This window comes from Paenibacillus sp. FW101-FHT12H11 (assembly GCF_058790355.1).
Genome location: NZ_JBYTCO010000005.1, coordinates 32,840 through 46,657, shown reverse-complemented (window position 1 = coordinate 46,657; position 13,818 = coordinate 32,840). Strand labels below are relative to the sequence as shown.

Sequence of the window (13,818 nt, the reverse complement as noted above, 5' to 3'; positions counted from 1 at the left end):
AGCCTACATTACCGCTGGGGCAGTCTCTTATTATTGCTTATTCTTCCGTAAGCCACTCATCAATAATCATTCTAGCAACTGCTGCCAGATCTTGAATGTCAATCGAATTGGAATTATTAATATCTGCTTTTTCAATCAGACTCCAGTTCGCGTCATTAGAAGTAGTTCCGTAGTACTTAGCGATCAGAGACAAGTCATTAATCGTAATTTTCGTTGCGCCAGGCACCAACGTAATGATGCTGTTCGAGAACACCTGCAGCGCTGAAGCCAATTCATCTTTCGCAGCATCCACTTGCGCTTGGGTTGCGGAAGCGTTATCGAATACAGCTTTTGCACGTGTAACCGCTGCCTGTAACGTGGCTTTGGATTCGCTTGCATATTGGCCAACCTTCGTACCAACGACAACAGCATCCAGCTTGCTCTGAGCGCTGACCAGCAATGCGCCAAGGGCTTCTTTGTCTGCGTGACCTGGTTCAGGATCGGTTGTAGTGATTACCGAGTTAATAAATGTTCTTAATGCAGCGTCTAAGCTGCTAAGAGCTGATTGCACTTCCGCTTCTGTTGCTGCTGCATTGTCACGAACAACTTTCGCATCGTTGATAGCAAGCTGCAACGTTTGTTTGGAACCGCTTGGATATTGACCGATGTGAGTACCCTCAACAGCCGCATCATGTTGGCTTTGAGCCGATGCAATCAGGGTGCTCAACGCTTCTTTATCCAAAGTATGGATTTGAAGCGACAAGGAAGCTCCATCCAGCTCTACTTTAACACCGTTTGAAGATACGGCGGCATCAGAGACATAAACATTCGTAGTGACGGATGTGGCTACTTGATTAGCCTTCGCATGCAAGCTAAGCAAATCACCGCCAGCTACCTCGTTCCCTGAACCAATACTGGACATCAGGATTAAAACTTGACCTTTTTCCGGCTTAACTCCAGTGACTAGTACCTTGAAGTTTTCTTTCAACGAGCCGATTGACGTCTCCGCCAAGGAGACAAGCCCATTATCCGTCACCGTATCAAAATGCAATAGATTGGGATCATAATTCAATACGACATTCAAAATAGAGAAAGTAGAGGATTGATTGCTTACTCCCAGCTTTAAGTCGACAGGCTGACCGCCTAGGACAGAAGAAGGTCCTGTCAATGTTGCCGACGGTGATCCCGTACTTGCAAGTTGGAAGCTTCCGGCATATGGAACCGCTACGCCTTCGCCGCCGATTTTGAACGTATACGTTCCCCCTAACCAACCGTTTGGCGAGTACGAAAAAGAGAAATGTCCACCCTCTCCACTGTTGGTTTGGTTCAAATACTCGAGTTGTCCCTGAGGATTGTTGACCATCATCGTGACATCCTTGCCCATGCCAAGACTGATTTCTCCATGAAAAGTGACCTTTTGTGTTGTTTGATCTATCGCAGTTTCTACGTGATTGATCTCAGCTGTTGTTCCAGCTGCTGCTGCTTTGGGCGCAGGAACAATTGCCAGCATACAGATGAGCATAGCCAAAGTTGCGACAACAGAAATGATTCTTTTAGACACACGTTCCCCTCCTTCTCGATAACTCATTACTGATTAAGTTTGAAATAAGCATGATAGGCAAAATTATAAGCGGTGTACATTGGCACTAACGTAACTCCGTTCGTTGTAAAATTCAGTGGTGTGCCTGCGACTGGCGTTATAGATTGGGAAAGATCGGATTCGTTCAAACTCAAGTTGATAAATTTCGTGCTGCTGCTTTTGCCAACCATGAGAAGCGGACCATAGAATATGCTGCCCATCGCAGGATCGTCCGGCGTTTTTTCCACACGTAAGCTATACGGCATGGAAATCTCAATTTTGTCGTTGTTTGCCCATACTTTGCTGAGCGTGACATACGTGCTTGGTGTTGCCGTCACATTTTGCTCAACTCCATTTACCTTGACTGTAAAGCCCTTAACAGCCCAGTAAGGAACGCGAAGCTTAATATCCAGCTGACCGCTGCCTTTTACGGTAAGCGTGCTGCCTTCTTCACTCGGGAAGTTCGTTGTTTGCACAACGGATATTCCTTTTTCAGCCCAATTCAAAGTGGAAGGCATATACAAGTTGACGTATAAAGATTTCTTATCGCTGGAGCGGAAATAAATGGAGTCTTGGTATTTTGTTTGGCTTTCCAGACCCGTTCCTGCACAGCAGGTAAAGCTGGTACGGCCGTATCCCTTCGTGCTGCCAGGACCTAATGGCATGAAGTAAACAACACCACTGTTGGAAGCGCTTTGATCTTTGGAAGCAAGTATACCGTTATACAGACCTCTCTCATAATAGTCCATATATTTGGCATCCGGATTGTGGAAGAATAACTCTCTGGTTAGTTTCAGCATGTTATACGTTGCGCAATCTTCGGCCTGACTGTTTTTGCTGGTTCCACCCTCCAGAATATAGGAGGCAATTTTGTCCGATTCCTTGAACAACTCGCCTACGCCACTGCCGCCGTTACTGAATTGGCGATGATTCGTCACCATGCCCCAGAAATTTTGAGCTACTTTATAATAGGAAGCGTCATTCGTTTGATCATATACTTTCAAAGCTCCAATAATTTGTGGAATATGCTGGTTGGCGTGAATACCGTTTAAGGTGTCTTGATTATTCGCTGTTGGCGTAAATAACTTCGAATTATCAAATAGTTTGGCTGTTGCTAAATATTTGCTATTACCTGTAATTGCACTAATCTCCGCTAACGTTTCGTTCATACCGCCAAACTCGCCGGCAATGTATCTGCCCCACATACTGTTTAATGTGGATTGCGGCAATTTGCTCAAACGGCCATCCACCCAATCCGACATTTTCACAAGAATGCTCAAAGCTTTTGCATTTCCAGTCGCTTTATAGCTGTCCAGTAAGCCCGCCATGATTTTATGTAGAGTATAGTAAGGAGCCCAGATAGTATTAAAATCAGTCTCTGTACCGTTGTACACAGCACCATTCTCTAATAAAATGAATTGCCATTCCCCATAGGCACTAAGAAAACCTGGAGAGTTATTCCCCACGAGCGCAGGATTATTTTTCCCGAGATTCGATTTCTCCATGCCATTAGGTTGTGTTGCCAATGCATCCTGAACTTTCGCTAATTCGTCGATCATGTAGTCAATCTTCGTTTTCCATTTCGCCTCGCCGCTGCTGGCATAAGCCTGAGCAAAAGCCGACAAGAAGTGTCCTGTCGAATGGCCTCTTAATTTCCCCGCTGCGGAATCCCATCCGCCCATCGCTGTGGCTCCTTTGGTATCAAGCCCCGCAGCTGCCCGGAAGGCAAACAGCAATTTATCCAAATTGTAACCATCCAAATACAAATATTCACTGTCTCTTAGTTTAGTAAAGATACTGTCTTGCAAAGTCACATCACTTAAGCCAAACGGCTGTACAACAAGGTTGGCCTCGCCTGGCGTTGATGTCACGTCTGCGCTGATGGATTTACTCCATGCACTGACGCCTGACGTGTTCTTAGCTCGCACAGCATAGGTATGCTTGGAACCATACAACAATCCCTGATGGATAAATGGACTTGTGATATTACTAATGGTTGTGCCGTCCACTTCCAGATCATAGCTTGCTGCCTCGGTTGAAGTCTGCCAAGCAATCTCAATTTGAGGAATGCTCGTCGACGGTGTGGCGGTAATGCCACCAGGAATTCCAGGTGTGCTTGTCAATTCCGCTACGCCGCTCAGGGGCTGCAAATGCGAAGTCTGCAAATCCGTGCCATCCCAAACAAGTACTTTAGCTGTATAACCTGTTACATCAGCAGGTAAAGTAAGGTTTGCGGATAGGGTAACAGGAGCTCCTTGCGTCACACTTTTGCTCAATTGTGATTTGTCGACCATTTTACCGGCAGCATCATAAAGCGCTAGTGTTACCAATGAAGAAACAGCTGCACTGCCCTTATTCGTTCCGGTTACAGTCGCCGTAAGCGTTTGATTGCCCTGCAAGCTGCTCATATTAAACTCTGAATGAAAGCTCAGTGTTCTCACTTTAATGTGGGCAGCAGCTTTGATGCTCGTTCCTTCAACCGTTCCTTGCACAATGAAAGAACCTTCAGACGCATAATTCGACGGGTTCACATCATCCCATTTTACGCTGAGCTGCCTGGACGTTTCTTCGTCATTGTAGACCGCAATGACACTACTCGGCAGGACCGGCGCCGTTCCAATTACCGTATCAACATTTACGTCATCAATGCTGCTTAATGTCAATACGAAGGGCTCTTCCAACACCGTCACCGCGAAGGTTTTCGTATCACTAGCGTTTCCGTTTTTGATCGTGGCTGTCAAATTCACGACAGCATTGCCAGACCGAGCCGCCGGTCGAGTGACCGTTCCATCATGACCGATCACGCTGGTATTGCTGGATTGCCAAGTGATCACGGAACCGTTGCGTCCTTCCGTAGGCAAATCCAAATTCTTGGTCACTGCGCTAATACTTCCCAGACTAATAGCATCCTTATCTAGTTGCAGTTTCTGTTGGTCCGATAATTGAGCGAGAACAACAGCTTCGAAAACTTTAGAATCATGCGCTGCTCCTTTTGTCACGGTCGCCGTTAACGTAACGGCTGCGTCAGACTGGCCTGGAGCAGGACGAGTGACTTTGCCATTTGTCGCAATCACATTCGTATTGCTGGATTGCCATGTAATATCGGAACCGTACGGCCCCTTGGTTATTAATGAAAGGTCTGTGTCTACTGTTCTAAGGTTCACACCTGCAAGTAGTGCGGCCATATCAGCTGCCACGAGTTCGCTGTCCGGCTTATTGATTAACCCGGCAACCTCGGAAGCATCCAGCGCTCTATTATAAATACGAAAATCGGAGAACAAAGCATTGATTGTAGGATCAGCAAACTGACCTTTCCCGATATAGTTCGCCGTCGTTGCGCCCAGACTTGATGGATTCAAAGTCAACGAGGTGTTTTCCCCGACTTTCAACCCATTTTCATAAAGAGTAACCGTATGACCATTTAAAACAACGGTCACATGTTTCCAAACATTTGTCGTTAATGCTGTGCCTTTTTGCGCCTTCTCTTCATTGGACCAGCCGCTCGTCGTAATACCGAAAGCCAGGCCTTTGGCTCCGTCATTATTCCCGGTAGGCGTCAAATACATGTAGCTGGTCGTGTTGCCGGAACCGAAATCGAAAATACGCATGTAACTCGTTGTCGCACGCATATTTACCCAAGTCGATATTGTAAAATTGGTAACGCCATTTAATATCCCGTTTGGCAGCTTGACATTAGCACCCGCTGCACTCGTTCCACCGCTCAAGCTAATCGCTTTCCCCTGATCCCAATCCGTAAAGCTGTACGTTTCTCCTGCTGCTGTTGCATTGTTGCCTTTACCTGAAGCATCTTTAATCACATTTCCGCTCACATCATCAAACTTATACCACGCAATTAATCCATCCGTAGTTCCAGCAGCATGGGCAGTAGGCGTAATATCCGTAAAACCCAGCAGCAAATTCACAGCAAAAATAACAAGAATATTAACAATAGAAACCGTTCGCTTCAATGAGTAGGTTATCATTGTTGTTTAGCTTCCTCCTTTTGGGGAAATCATTTGGATCCCCGGTAACGAAATCGCAATATTCGCTTTGGACCGGAGTTCTTCAAACCAGGGCTCCATGAGATCAAGAATTTCTTTATTCACCAATTCATCTCGAATTTCAGCAATAACTTGCGCCTCGCTTTTGGTATTGGACGCCGGATCATGCGACATGTGCTCTGCATAATGCGCTTTCACTTCATTGTCATCGACCGTTACGCGAGGCTCAAGAATCTTACGAATATACAACTGAGTTCTCAGCTCCGTACGCATCGATTGCTCCGTATAACCGTCCTTCTTCAGATTTTCCAGAAATTCTTCTTGTGTAGCATAAGAAGTTCTGACTTTATCGAAGGAAGCTTGAAACTCGCTTTCGGTCACAACCACCCCCGCCGCTTTGGACTCCTTCATGATTAAATCCTCTAGAATGAGTTTCTCCAGTATTTTCGGACCTTCGTAATCGACAAGCGCTTTATATAGCTGGTCCTGGCTAATTTTTACACCATCTACAGTGGCAACAGGTATGTCGCGCCCTTTATAGAGAAAGACAATCAATAACGTCGTAATAAACAGAACAAACGATACGATCGATAAACCTTTCCACAGGGCCACATGTTGATTTTCTTTCCTGGTCGCAGCCAAAGTAATTTCCCCCTTCTCGAGAGCAGAACCTCCTCTCCTGTAGTAATCATTTAACCTTATTCTAGAAAATATCTTAAAAATTACCTTCATTATTGTGATCGATAAGATTTGGGCTTAGCTGAATTTTTACATAGCAAACCTCCCATCTCTTGCTACCCGTAGTATATAGAATGCGCTTACATTAAAACATTCAAAAGTTTTTGGTTTTGTGGACTTTTCTTGTCTTACCTTTAAATAGTCCACTCAACTAAAAAATGTCCACCTTACTTGTCCCCGTTAATCGTCTACAAGCAATCGTGCAAGCATTGGAATAACCACGCTCCCTTCTGCTTTTTCGCAACGTATGGCGTCTGTTTTAACCAATTCTAGGAAAAATGAGTTTAAAACTCAATGGAATATTTTATTTCGAAAATTGATTTTTTTTAGAACAAAAAAAGCCGCAACGGTGCGACTTTTACGTTAATACGCTATAGGGAAAATCATTCGTTCCTGGTAATTATAAACTTTTACTTTTTCAGTTTGTTTTTATGTGGCTACTCTTCATACTGCATCGTTACGATGCCAGCGAATTGAGCAAGGTTTTCCTTTGATACCTGCAATGTCTTCACTTCTGTCCTGCGCGTTCCCGCAGCCTCAATGAACTTATCCACCTTTGCAAAAACAATTCTTCCGAGAATGCCTAATGCCTTTGTCCGATAATGCATCGGGATTGCAACAGTTGCCTGCAATTGGTGCATGACGTGAACAGCCTCGGCGCCATCAAGCGTCATTTTTCCTCCTACAGGGACGATGAGAATGTCCACTTTGCCGATTTCCCGTACCTGTTCCTCGGTAAGTAGATGTCCCAGATCACCGCAATGACAAACCGTTAGCCCATCTATTTTGAATCGAAAAATAATATTGGGCCCGCGTTTCTTACCATTCACCTTGTCGTGGAACGTCTTGAACCCGTCGATACTTACATCGCCACGGTCATATGATTCCGGCTCATTCACGAGCAAGTAATCGCCAGATGCGGCTTGCACCTTATTGTGATCAGCATGATTGTGTGTAACGACGACGATATCGGATTCAATCGGAACCGGCATGCGATAGCCAAGAAATTTATAGTACGGATCAATGAGAATTCTCGTTCCCGCTTCCGACGTTAGTAAGAATGAAGAATGACCATACCATTTTAGTTTCATAAGCGCGCCCCTCTTTTGTTTACTGAATGATAGTCAGCGTCCTTTTGGACTGGATTTTTTTATACACGTTAAAATAAACCCAACCCGCATTGATCAGCAGCAGCGCACCCGTGACGAGAAATACATATCTGCTGCCGAACCAAGCCGCTACCTGTCCGCCTAAAATAGCACCTGCAAAAACGCCTAAATAACCGGCCGACATCGTAAAACCGAAAACTCTTCCGGTTATGGCTGACGGTGTGATTTTCTTGATCAATATATTGACCGTAGGGGTCAAACCAGCAGCCGTGAGCCCTAACAAAAAGCGAAGAATCATCAGCTCCCAAGGATTGGTTACGAAAGCTTGAGGAATGAATATGATGCCTGCCGCAAGAAGCGAAATCAACATCACTTTGTGCGCCCCTATGCGATCCGACAGCTTTCCCAGTCTTGGAGCCGCAAAGATATTAGCCAAACCCGATGCTGAAAATGTAAGCCCTGCAATTAAAGCTACATGGTTAAGATGGTCGGTCAGCTGGGTAATATAGACGGTGAGAATGGGTTCAACGGAATAAAGCGCCACGGTTAAAATAAAAAAGGTGACGAACATCGTGATCGTCAAGCTCTTCTCAGGAATAAGCGTCCAAATTTCCTTGGCGCTTTGCACATGTCGGTCTTCGCGCGTGAATGTTTCCTTCACGAACATGGCCGTCGTAATGAAAGCCAGCAGCATCAACCCGCCTGTGATAAAAAAGACATTTTGCATCCCGAAATTCTCTACCAGAAATCCGCCAATAAGCGGTCCTAGCAATGAACCTGCGATGCTTGCCGTTGACAAGGTAGCTAATGCGTAACCTGCATGGTCCTTCTCTGTTTGCGTAGCAATTAACGTGGTGCAAGCCGTCCCATACCCTGTTATGATGCCCTGCAATAATCGCAGCCCGATCAACACATACACATTGGGGGCAAAACCCATGCTGCCAATCACGAGAGCCATCCCTAGACTTGCCCGCAATAACATGGGTTTCCGACCAAATCTGTCCGCCGCTGCCCCCCAAATAGGAGAAAAAATAGCAGATACAATAAAGGTAATCCCAAAGGCAATGCCCGAATATTGGGCGATTAAACTCGATTGACACACACCTAGATGTTGGATAAAAAGCGGCAAAACTGGCGCGATCTGACTCATACCCACGCCGGTTACAAACATGCCAAACCAGCAAACGATTAAATTTCTTTTCCAAATTGGCATCGTAACAAGCCTTCTTTCCATCTTCTTGCTGCAGTGTTTGTTCCTTAGTGTTAGTGTGCTCCTAAAGAATGGATCCAAGCCTCTGTTGTCAGAACCTCTGCTTGACGAGGGAAAACCTTCTCCATGAGAACCCGATGAACCTCGGGATCAGCATCCAGGCAAGCATCTGCAAGTACCTTCAGCTTATAATCTCGATCCGCCGCTTCCCGCAATGTCGACAGAACGACACCACTGGTTGCAATTCCAGTAAGAATCAAGGTGTCGATTTGAAGGGATCGAAGGATGATCTCCAAATCGCTGCCGGAGAATGCGCTGACGCGCAGCTTCGTAACGATGGGCTCACCCGGCTCGGGCTTTACAGATTCATGGATCTGCGTCGCAACATCTACGGTGCTCATGCCGCCGTATTGCGAAATTCTAGCCGCCATACTGTTGCGCGGGTTAAGCTCCGGGTAACCTTCGCGAAACGCAATTCGCACATAGATAACCGGGATGTCGTTTTTGCGTGCAGCTTCGATCGCTTTTTGAAACGGGATCAGATCCTGTTCTGCGAAACGAGAGGCGATACCATTCTGTAAATCCATGATCAACAAAGAGCTTTTGTCGTTATTCGGCATGTATTGAACACTCCTATTCCTTATGATACTATTAAGCGGAGACCTCTCCATTTATGATAAACGGAGACCTCTCCACTTGTCAATATGACGAATACAATCACAATAGGAAGTGATGATGATCATGTTTGATTCAGAGACACCCCCTCGTACGGAACGCCGCGACGCCGCGGAGAATCGCCAGCGCATCTTGGATGCGGCTTATCGCTTATTCGATCAGAATGGCGTTGAACAAGTTAGTATGAACCAAATTGCCGCAGAAGCACAGATCGGTCCAGGTACGCTTTATCGCCGCTATCGCAACAAGGGTGAGCTGTGTCTGGATTTAATGAAAGAGAACATCGTTCTCCTCTTCGAAAATATTGAAGCGTACATGCAGGAAAACCGCTCCGCTCCGCCAAGCCAAAGATTAAATGGTCTTCTCGAGCTGTTTATGGCTTTCAGGGAGAAAAAATCGCAATTACTTAAAGGCGTTGAGGACTCCGCTTCAACGAATCGAACTCGGGCTCGAACGCAGAGTCCTCTGTATCTCGAGCTGCAGCAATTATTGGTCGAGCTTTTCGACGAAATTGCATTATCCAGCGGGGAGCAGCCCCAGCCTAACCATATTTTCAAGGCGGATATGCTTCTCATGGCCTTAAGCAGCGATTCTTACTCGTTTCAAAAAGAAGAGCGCGGCTACTCATCGGAGTCGTTCTTGGAACAGATCCGATTAACGTTCCATTTGCTTCCATGAGCTGGACCAAGCAAACGAAAAACCCTCACCAGTATTTGGCGAGGGTTTCTCTAACAATCAGGTCAAGAGCTTGATCAACCGGTCCACTTCTTGTTGCCAATACCCTTTACCCGCATGAGTCTCTTGTATCATTAACCCGGTGACAACGGAAAAATAAAGGAAGAGCATTTGTCGTGGATCTCCTTCTCCGAATTCACCGAGTTCCTGCCCTTTTTCAAAAATAGGAACTAACAAATCCATCGTATCCTGGGGATGATACCGCGAGATTGCTAACTTAGCTTGCTCCGGCACGCCTTCGGCAGTTTGAGCTTGCTGAATAAGTAAGAAGTAGTGCTTGTTGGTGTCGTCTAGCATGTTCCATGTCAACGCTTTGAACTGTTCTAGTGGAGTTCCGGGAAGCAATGGGACATTACGTATTGATGTTTGCGCCTCTTCTACAGCTTCCTGAACTAGGAGTGTGAATAGTTCTTCTTTCGACTGAAAATAACGGTAAGTAAGACCTTGGCTGATTCGGGCTTCCTCAGCAATCATGCTGATCTTCGTGCCGGCAATTCCTCTGCTTGCGAACACTTTGAGTGCAGCCTTTTTAATTTGCTCTCTTCTTTCATCGTTCTTGCGATCCGTTGTCTGATTCGTTTCCGACATCCTGGTGACTCTCCTTTATCCTAATTTCAATTGCTGAGTTTGACGCTCGCTGACTTCCCATAGTTTACGCGCAATTTCCTCACTTTGGGCAGCAACCGTAGGAGTCGCTTCCTTCATATCGACATAGTACTTTCCGCTCTCTCTACTAATTTCACTCGAATCCGCAAGCCAGACGAGCGTCTCTGCTCCTTTTTCCACTGGCCGGGAGAATCGTTTCATGACCGCCATCGTCATTCGGGCCAGCAAGCCATTATCCTGATTAAAATTGGTAGCGACAAGCCCCGGATCAAAGCAGTTCGCGACAACGCCAGTTCCTTCAAGGAGACGGGCTAACTCTGTCGTGAACAAAATATTCGCTAACTTCGTTTCTCCGTACCGAAAATTAGCCCCTCCCATTAGAACTTGGGGGAAACTATAGCGCTTCTCAGCGGTTAAATCATCAAAAACAATGCCTGTTTTCGCCATCTTATGCCCATGGGAAGACGTGGTAATGATTCGCGCTTGACCGCTCATCTTGAGCCGATCAAGGAGTAACGTCGTTAGCAGGAAGGGTGCGAGATGGTTGACCGCCCAAGTTTGCTCCATACCGTCTCGAGTAAGGATCCGCTTCACGAACATAGCACCCGCATTGTTAATCAGCACGTCAATGCGGGGACATTGCGTCAAAATTTCGGAAGCAACGCTGCGAATAGACCTCTGATCAGTCAGGTCTGCCAGAAAAACGTCTACTTTCGTTTTGCCTCCAGTCAACATCCGGATCTGTTCGACAGTTTCATCCGCCCTAACCTGACTCCGCGCCACGATTCCCAAATCTGCTCCTCGAACCGCAAGTTCCTTGGCTGCCGCAAGCCCGATACCGCTTGTTGCTCCTGTAATAAGCACATACTTCCCTGACACACTCCACGGCTTAGTTTTCAATGGCTCCATCACGATCTGACTCCTTTTAGATGAATGAATGGTTCATTCATTTTTTATTTATCATATTCCCATAATCAGGAAATGTCAATCGGCGACTAGTATGATTCTAAATAAAAAGAGCAATCCTGCTGCTGCAGAACTGCTCCCTATTGCGCTACTCTCACACTACCTACTAGATTGAAGTAAGCACGTTTCTATTCAATTTTTTATCCAACATAGCCCTAATGTCTCTAACAAGTTGAACAGAAGCCTCTATCTCAACTTTCCTTGTGGAGACACTTTCCACACTACATCCAATCGGAATCCCTTTTTCCAGTGCAAAATCCAAAATCTCTTCAAAAATGCCCAGAGACAATTTTAATGATTTATCGAGCACATCTTGCGAATATTTTAAGTCATTTTCTAGCCATGTCGGAATACTGATTCCTAACCATTTCATGAATTCTAACGTTTTTTCAGAACCGCACGGCGCAAGATTGAACAAAATGGGCACCATTTCCAACCCATTATTTGTATAGTAATAGAAGTAATCGGATAAGAAATTTTTCGAGGCCTCAACATTATAAGTGGCTTGCGAGACGAAAAAGGAACAGCCATTTTGCGTCTTATGATTCACTCGTAAGTGCTCATCATTTTTTTTCATGTGTCTTTCAGGGATAACAACCCCCCCAAAAGTTAAATTGTTATTTAATCTCTTGCTTAGATCATAAGCATCAGATAGTTCTAAATTAATCTCTTGTTTACTGGAAGAAGCACCTACATAAACGGAGTATCGATCCTGTTCCCTATCGGCTTTTACCCAATTTACGAATTGCTCTTCACTATACCTTCCAACACAACGATAGATGATTTTGGGGACTCGCAATTGATTTAAATACTCATCGCTATAGGTTGCCGGATCCATCGTTGGCAAATACGGGAATGGTCTTTCTTGTTCAACTCGATCCGTCTCTTCCTGAACATCATACAAAATTAATGCATCTATATCGATGTCATTTATTCTTTCAACCTGTTTGCGTGCAATCTCAGCTACCTTATCTGAGGTATTTGTTATCTTCGGAGGCGTCATGCCATAGGTCAAAATGCCCGCCTCTTTATTTTCTATTTTCTCTTTTAGCATATTTAACATTACCCTCCAGAACTATGATACCCCATGCCTCATTTTCATTATAATTGTAATGATAGCATTGACTATCCACGAAAAGGTAACTTTTTATTCCTATATCCTGTTATAGCTTTAAGCTATAACAAGATGCACGCAAATCCCTACCGACCTTTTACCCTCCCACTTTCAGCAAAAGTTTACCTACTGTGTTCTTCTCCTCTAAAAGCTCATGAGCTTCGGAAACTTTCTCCAAAGGGAAGACACCGAATATTTCCGCCCTGATCTGGCCTTTTGCCAACAGAGTTAGCGCCTCTTTCGCCGAATTACCGACTTCAGCAGGAGCGGACTGGCTATATGCTCCGATATTGAACCCTTTTATGGATTTGTTCGATAACCAAATATCGTTGGAAGATTGCGGGACATCGTCTTTGCCGCTGGCATTTCCCAGCATGATGATTTGTCCCATTGGACGCAGCAGCTCTTGGCTAAGAATACGCATATCGCCGCCTACCGGGTCCAGAACGATATCAACTTTGCGTGGACCTAGCATCTGATTGATTGGCTCAATGAAATCAGATCGAAGCAACAGCTCATCGTACCTTAAAGATGCGGCTAACTTTGTTTTTTCGATACTCCCGACTGTGCCGATGACCTTGCCTGCTCCGAAAACTTTGGCCATTTGTCCCAAAAAGCTGCCAAGCCCCCCTGCTGCCGCGTGAACTAACACGGTTTCTCCTGCTCGCATCCTGGCTACGTTCTTGATTGTCATGTAAGCCGTCGTCAAGTTGACGATTGCTGCGGCCGCCGATGCCAGATCAAGTTCCCCTCCCAATTGATCCAAAGGGACGGTCAACTCCGGCCTTACCTGGGCTACCGATGCATATCCGCCCATATCCATTAGTGTCATCGCCGCTACCGGCTGCCCGATATAGAAATCTTTCACGCCATCTCCTATTGCTTTCACATACCCCGATACCTCGAGTCCCGGTACAACCGGCATTGGGATTATAGACCCAAATTCCCCTCGGCGCAGCAGGACATCCACATATCCAACTCCTACATAGGCAACATCTATAGTGAGCATGCCTGGTGCCGGTTGGAGGTCCGGCAGTTCCCTCACGACAAGGTCTGCAGCCTCGCATGGCCGATCGATCACAATTGCTTTCATATAAAAAACCTCC

At 45.7% G+C, this 13,818-nt stretch carries 11 protein-coding genes; 1 reads left to right on the top strand and 10 read right to left on the bottom strand.

What is annotated here, in order from left to right:
• Positions 1-37 precede the first annotated feature (37 nt).
• From AC3WTJ_RS16850 to AC3WTJ_RS16825, 6 genes are all read right to left on the bottom strand, one after another.
• Positions 38-1,540, bottom strand: coding sequence for a cohesin domain-containing protein (locus AC3WTJ_RS16850; protein WP_492522755.1), 1,503 nt, complete (start codon positions 1,538-1,540; stop codon positions 38-40).
• 26 nt (positions 1,541-1,566) lie between these two features.
• The gene (locus AC3WTJ_RS16845; RefSeq protein ID WP_492522754.1) at positions 1,567-5,541 is read right to left on the bottom strand and encodes a beta-L-arabinofuranosidase domain-containing protein; all 3,975 of its coding nucleotides are present in this window, start codon (positions 5,539-5,541) and stop codon (positions 1,567-1,569) included.
• A gap of 6 nt (positions 5,542-5,547) precedes the next feature.
• Complete coding sequence (locus AC3WTJ_RS16840; RefSeq protein WP_492522753.1) at positions 5,548-6,201, bottom strand: SurA N-terminal domain-containing protein; 654 nt, start codon at positions 6,199-6,201, stop codon at positions 5,548-5,550.
• A 533-nt stretch (positions 6,202-6,734) separates the two neighbouring features.
• Positions 6,735-7,388 carry an MBL fold metallo-hydrolase gene (locus tag AC3WTJ_RS16835; protein WP_492522752.1) on the bottom strand — a complete coding sequence of 218 codons (654 nt, stop codon included), beginning with the start codon at positions 7,386-7,388 and terminating at the stop codon, positions 6,735-6,737.
• Between the two features lie 19 nt (positions 7,389-7,407).
• The gene (locus AC3WTJ_RS16830; protein ID WP_492522751.1) at positions 7,408-8,619 is read right to left on the bottom strand and encodes a multidrug efflux MFS transporter; all 1,212 of its coding nucleotides are present in this window, start codon (positions 8,617-8,619) and stop codon (positions 7,408-7,410) included.
• Positions 8,620-8,669: 50 nt separating this feature from the next.
• Positions 8,670-9,236, bottom strand: a complete 567-nt coding sequence (locus tag AC3WTJ_RS16825) for a cysteine hydrolase family protein (protein WP_492522750.1) — start codon at positions 9,234-9,236, stop codon at positions 8,670-8,672.
• 121 nt (positions 9,237-9,357) lie between these two features.
• On the opposite strand from AC3WTJ_RS16825, the gene AC3WTJ_RS16820 reads away from it, so the two are divergent.
• Positions 9,358-9,969, top strand: a complete 612-nt coding sequence (locus AC3WTJ_RS16820) for a TetR/AcrR family transcriptional regulator (RefSeq protein WP_157322199.1) — start codon at positions 9,358-9,360, stop codon at positions 9,967-9,969.
• Between the two features lie 57 nt (positions 9,970-10,026).
• Here AC3WTJ_RS16820 and AC3WTJ_RS16815 read toward each other — a convergent pair whose 3' ends face one another.
• The 4 genes from AC3WTJ_RS16815 to AC3WTJ_RS16800 form a co-directional block, all read right to left on the bottom strand.
• Positions 10,027-10,614 (bottom strand): TetR/AcrR family transcriptional regulator, encoded by a 588-nt coding sequence (locus tag AC3WTJ_RS16815; RefSeq protein ID WP_492522749.1) that lies wholly within the window; start codon positions 10,612-10,614, stop codon positions 10,027-10,029.
• Positions 10,615-10,629: 15 nt separating this feature from the next.
• A complete protein-coding gene (locus AC3WTJ_RS16810; protein ID WP_492522748.1) occupies positions 10,630-11,541 on the bottom strand; it encodes an SDR family oxidoreductase in 912 nt (303 codons plus the stop codon).
• A 163-nt stretch (positions 11,542-11,704) separates the two neighbouring features.
• Positions 11,705-12,652, bottom strand: coding sequence for a 5,10-methylenetetrahydrofolate reductase (locus AC3WTJ_RS16805; protein ID WP_492522747.1), 948 nt, complete (start codon positions 12,650-12,652; stop codon positions 11,705-11,707).
• A 157-nt stretch (positions 12,653-12,809) separates the two neighbouring features.
• Positions 12,810-13,805: a quinone oxidoreductase family protein gene (locus AC3WTJ_RS16800; RefSeq protein WP_492522746.1), complete on the bottom strand. Its 996-nt coding sequence runs from the start codon at positions 13,803-13,805 to the stop codon at positions 12,810-12,812.
• Positions 13,806-13,818 lie beyond the last annotated feature (13 nt).

Coding starts and splice junctions, on each gene's coding strand:
- AC3WTJ_RS16835 (WP_492522752.1), bottom strand. CDS start 7,388: ATGAAACTAAAATGGTATGGTCATTCTTCATTCTTACTAACGTCGGAA.
- AC3WTJ_RS16820 (WP_157322199.1), top strand. CDS start 9,358: ATGTTTGATTCAGAGACACCCCCTCGTACGGAACGCCGCGACGCCGCG.
- AC3WTJ_RS16815 (WP_492522749.1), bottom strand. CDS start 10,614: ATGTCGGAAACGAATCAGACAACGGATCGCAAGAACGATGAAAGAAGA.
- AC3WTJ_RS16810 (WP_492522748.1), bottom strand. CDS start 11,541: ATGGAGCCATTGAAAACTAAGCCGTGGAGTGTGTCAGGGAAGTATGTG.
- AC3WTJ_RS16825 (WP_492522750.1), bottom strand. CDS start 9,236: ATGCCGAATAACGACAAAAGCTCTTTGTTGATCATGGATTTACAGAAT.
- AC3WTJ_RS16845 (WP_492522754.1), bottom strand. CDS start 5,541: ATGATAACCTACTCATTGAAGCGAACGGTTTCTATTGTTAATATTCTT.
- AC3WTJ_RS16800 (WP_492522746.1), bottom strand. CDS start 13,805: ATGAAAGCAATTGTGATCGATCGGCCATGCGAGGCTGCAGACCTTGTC.
- AC3WTJ_RS16830 (WP_492522751.1), bottom strand. CDS start 8,619: ATGCCAATTTGGAAAAGAAATTTAATCGTTTGCTGGTTTGGCATGTTT.
- AC3WTJ_RS16805 (WP_492522747.1), bottom strand. CDS start 12,652: ATGCTAAAAGAGAAAATAGAAAATAAAGAGGCGGGCATTTTGACCTAT.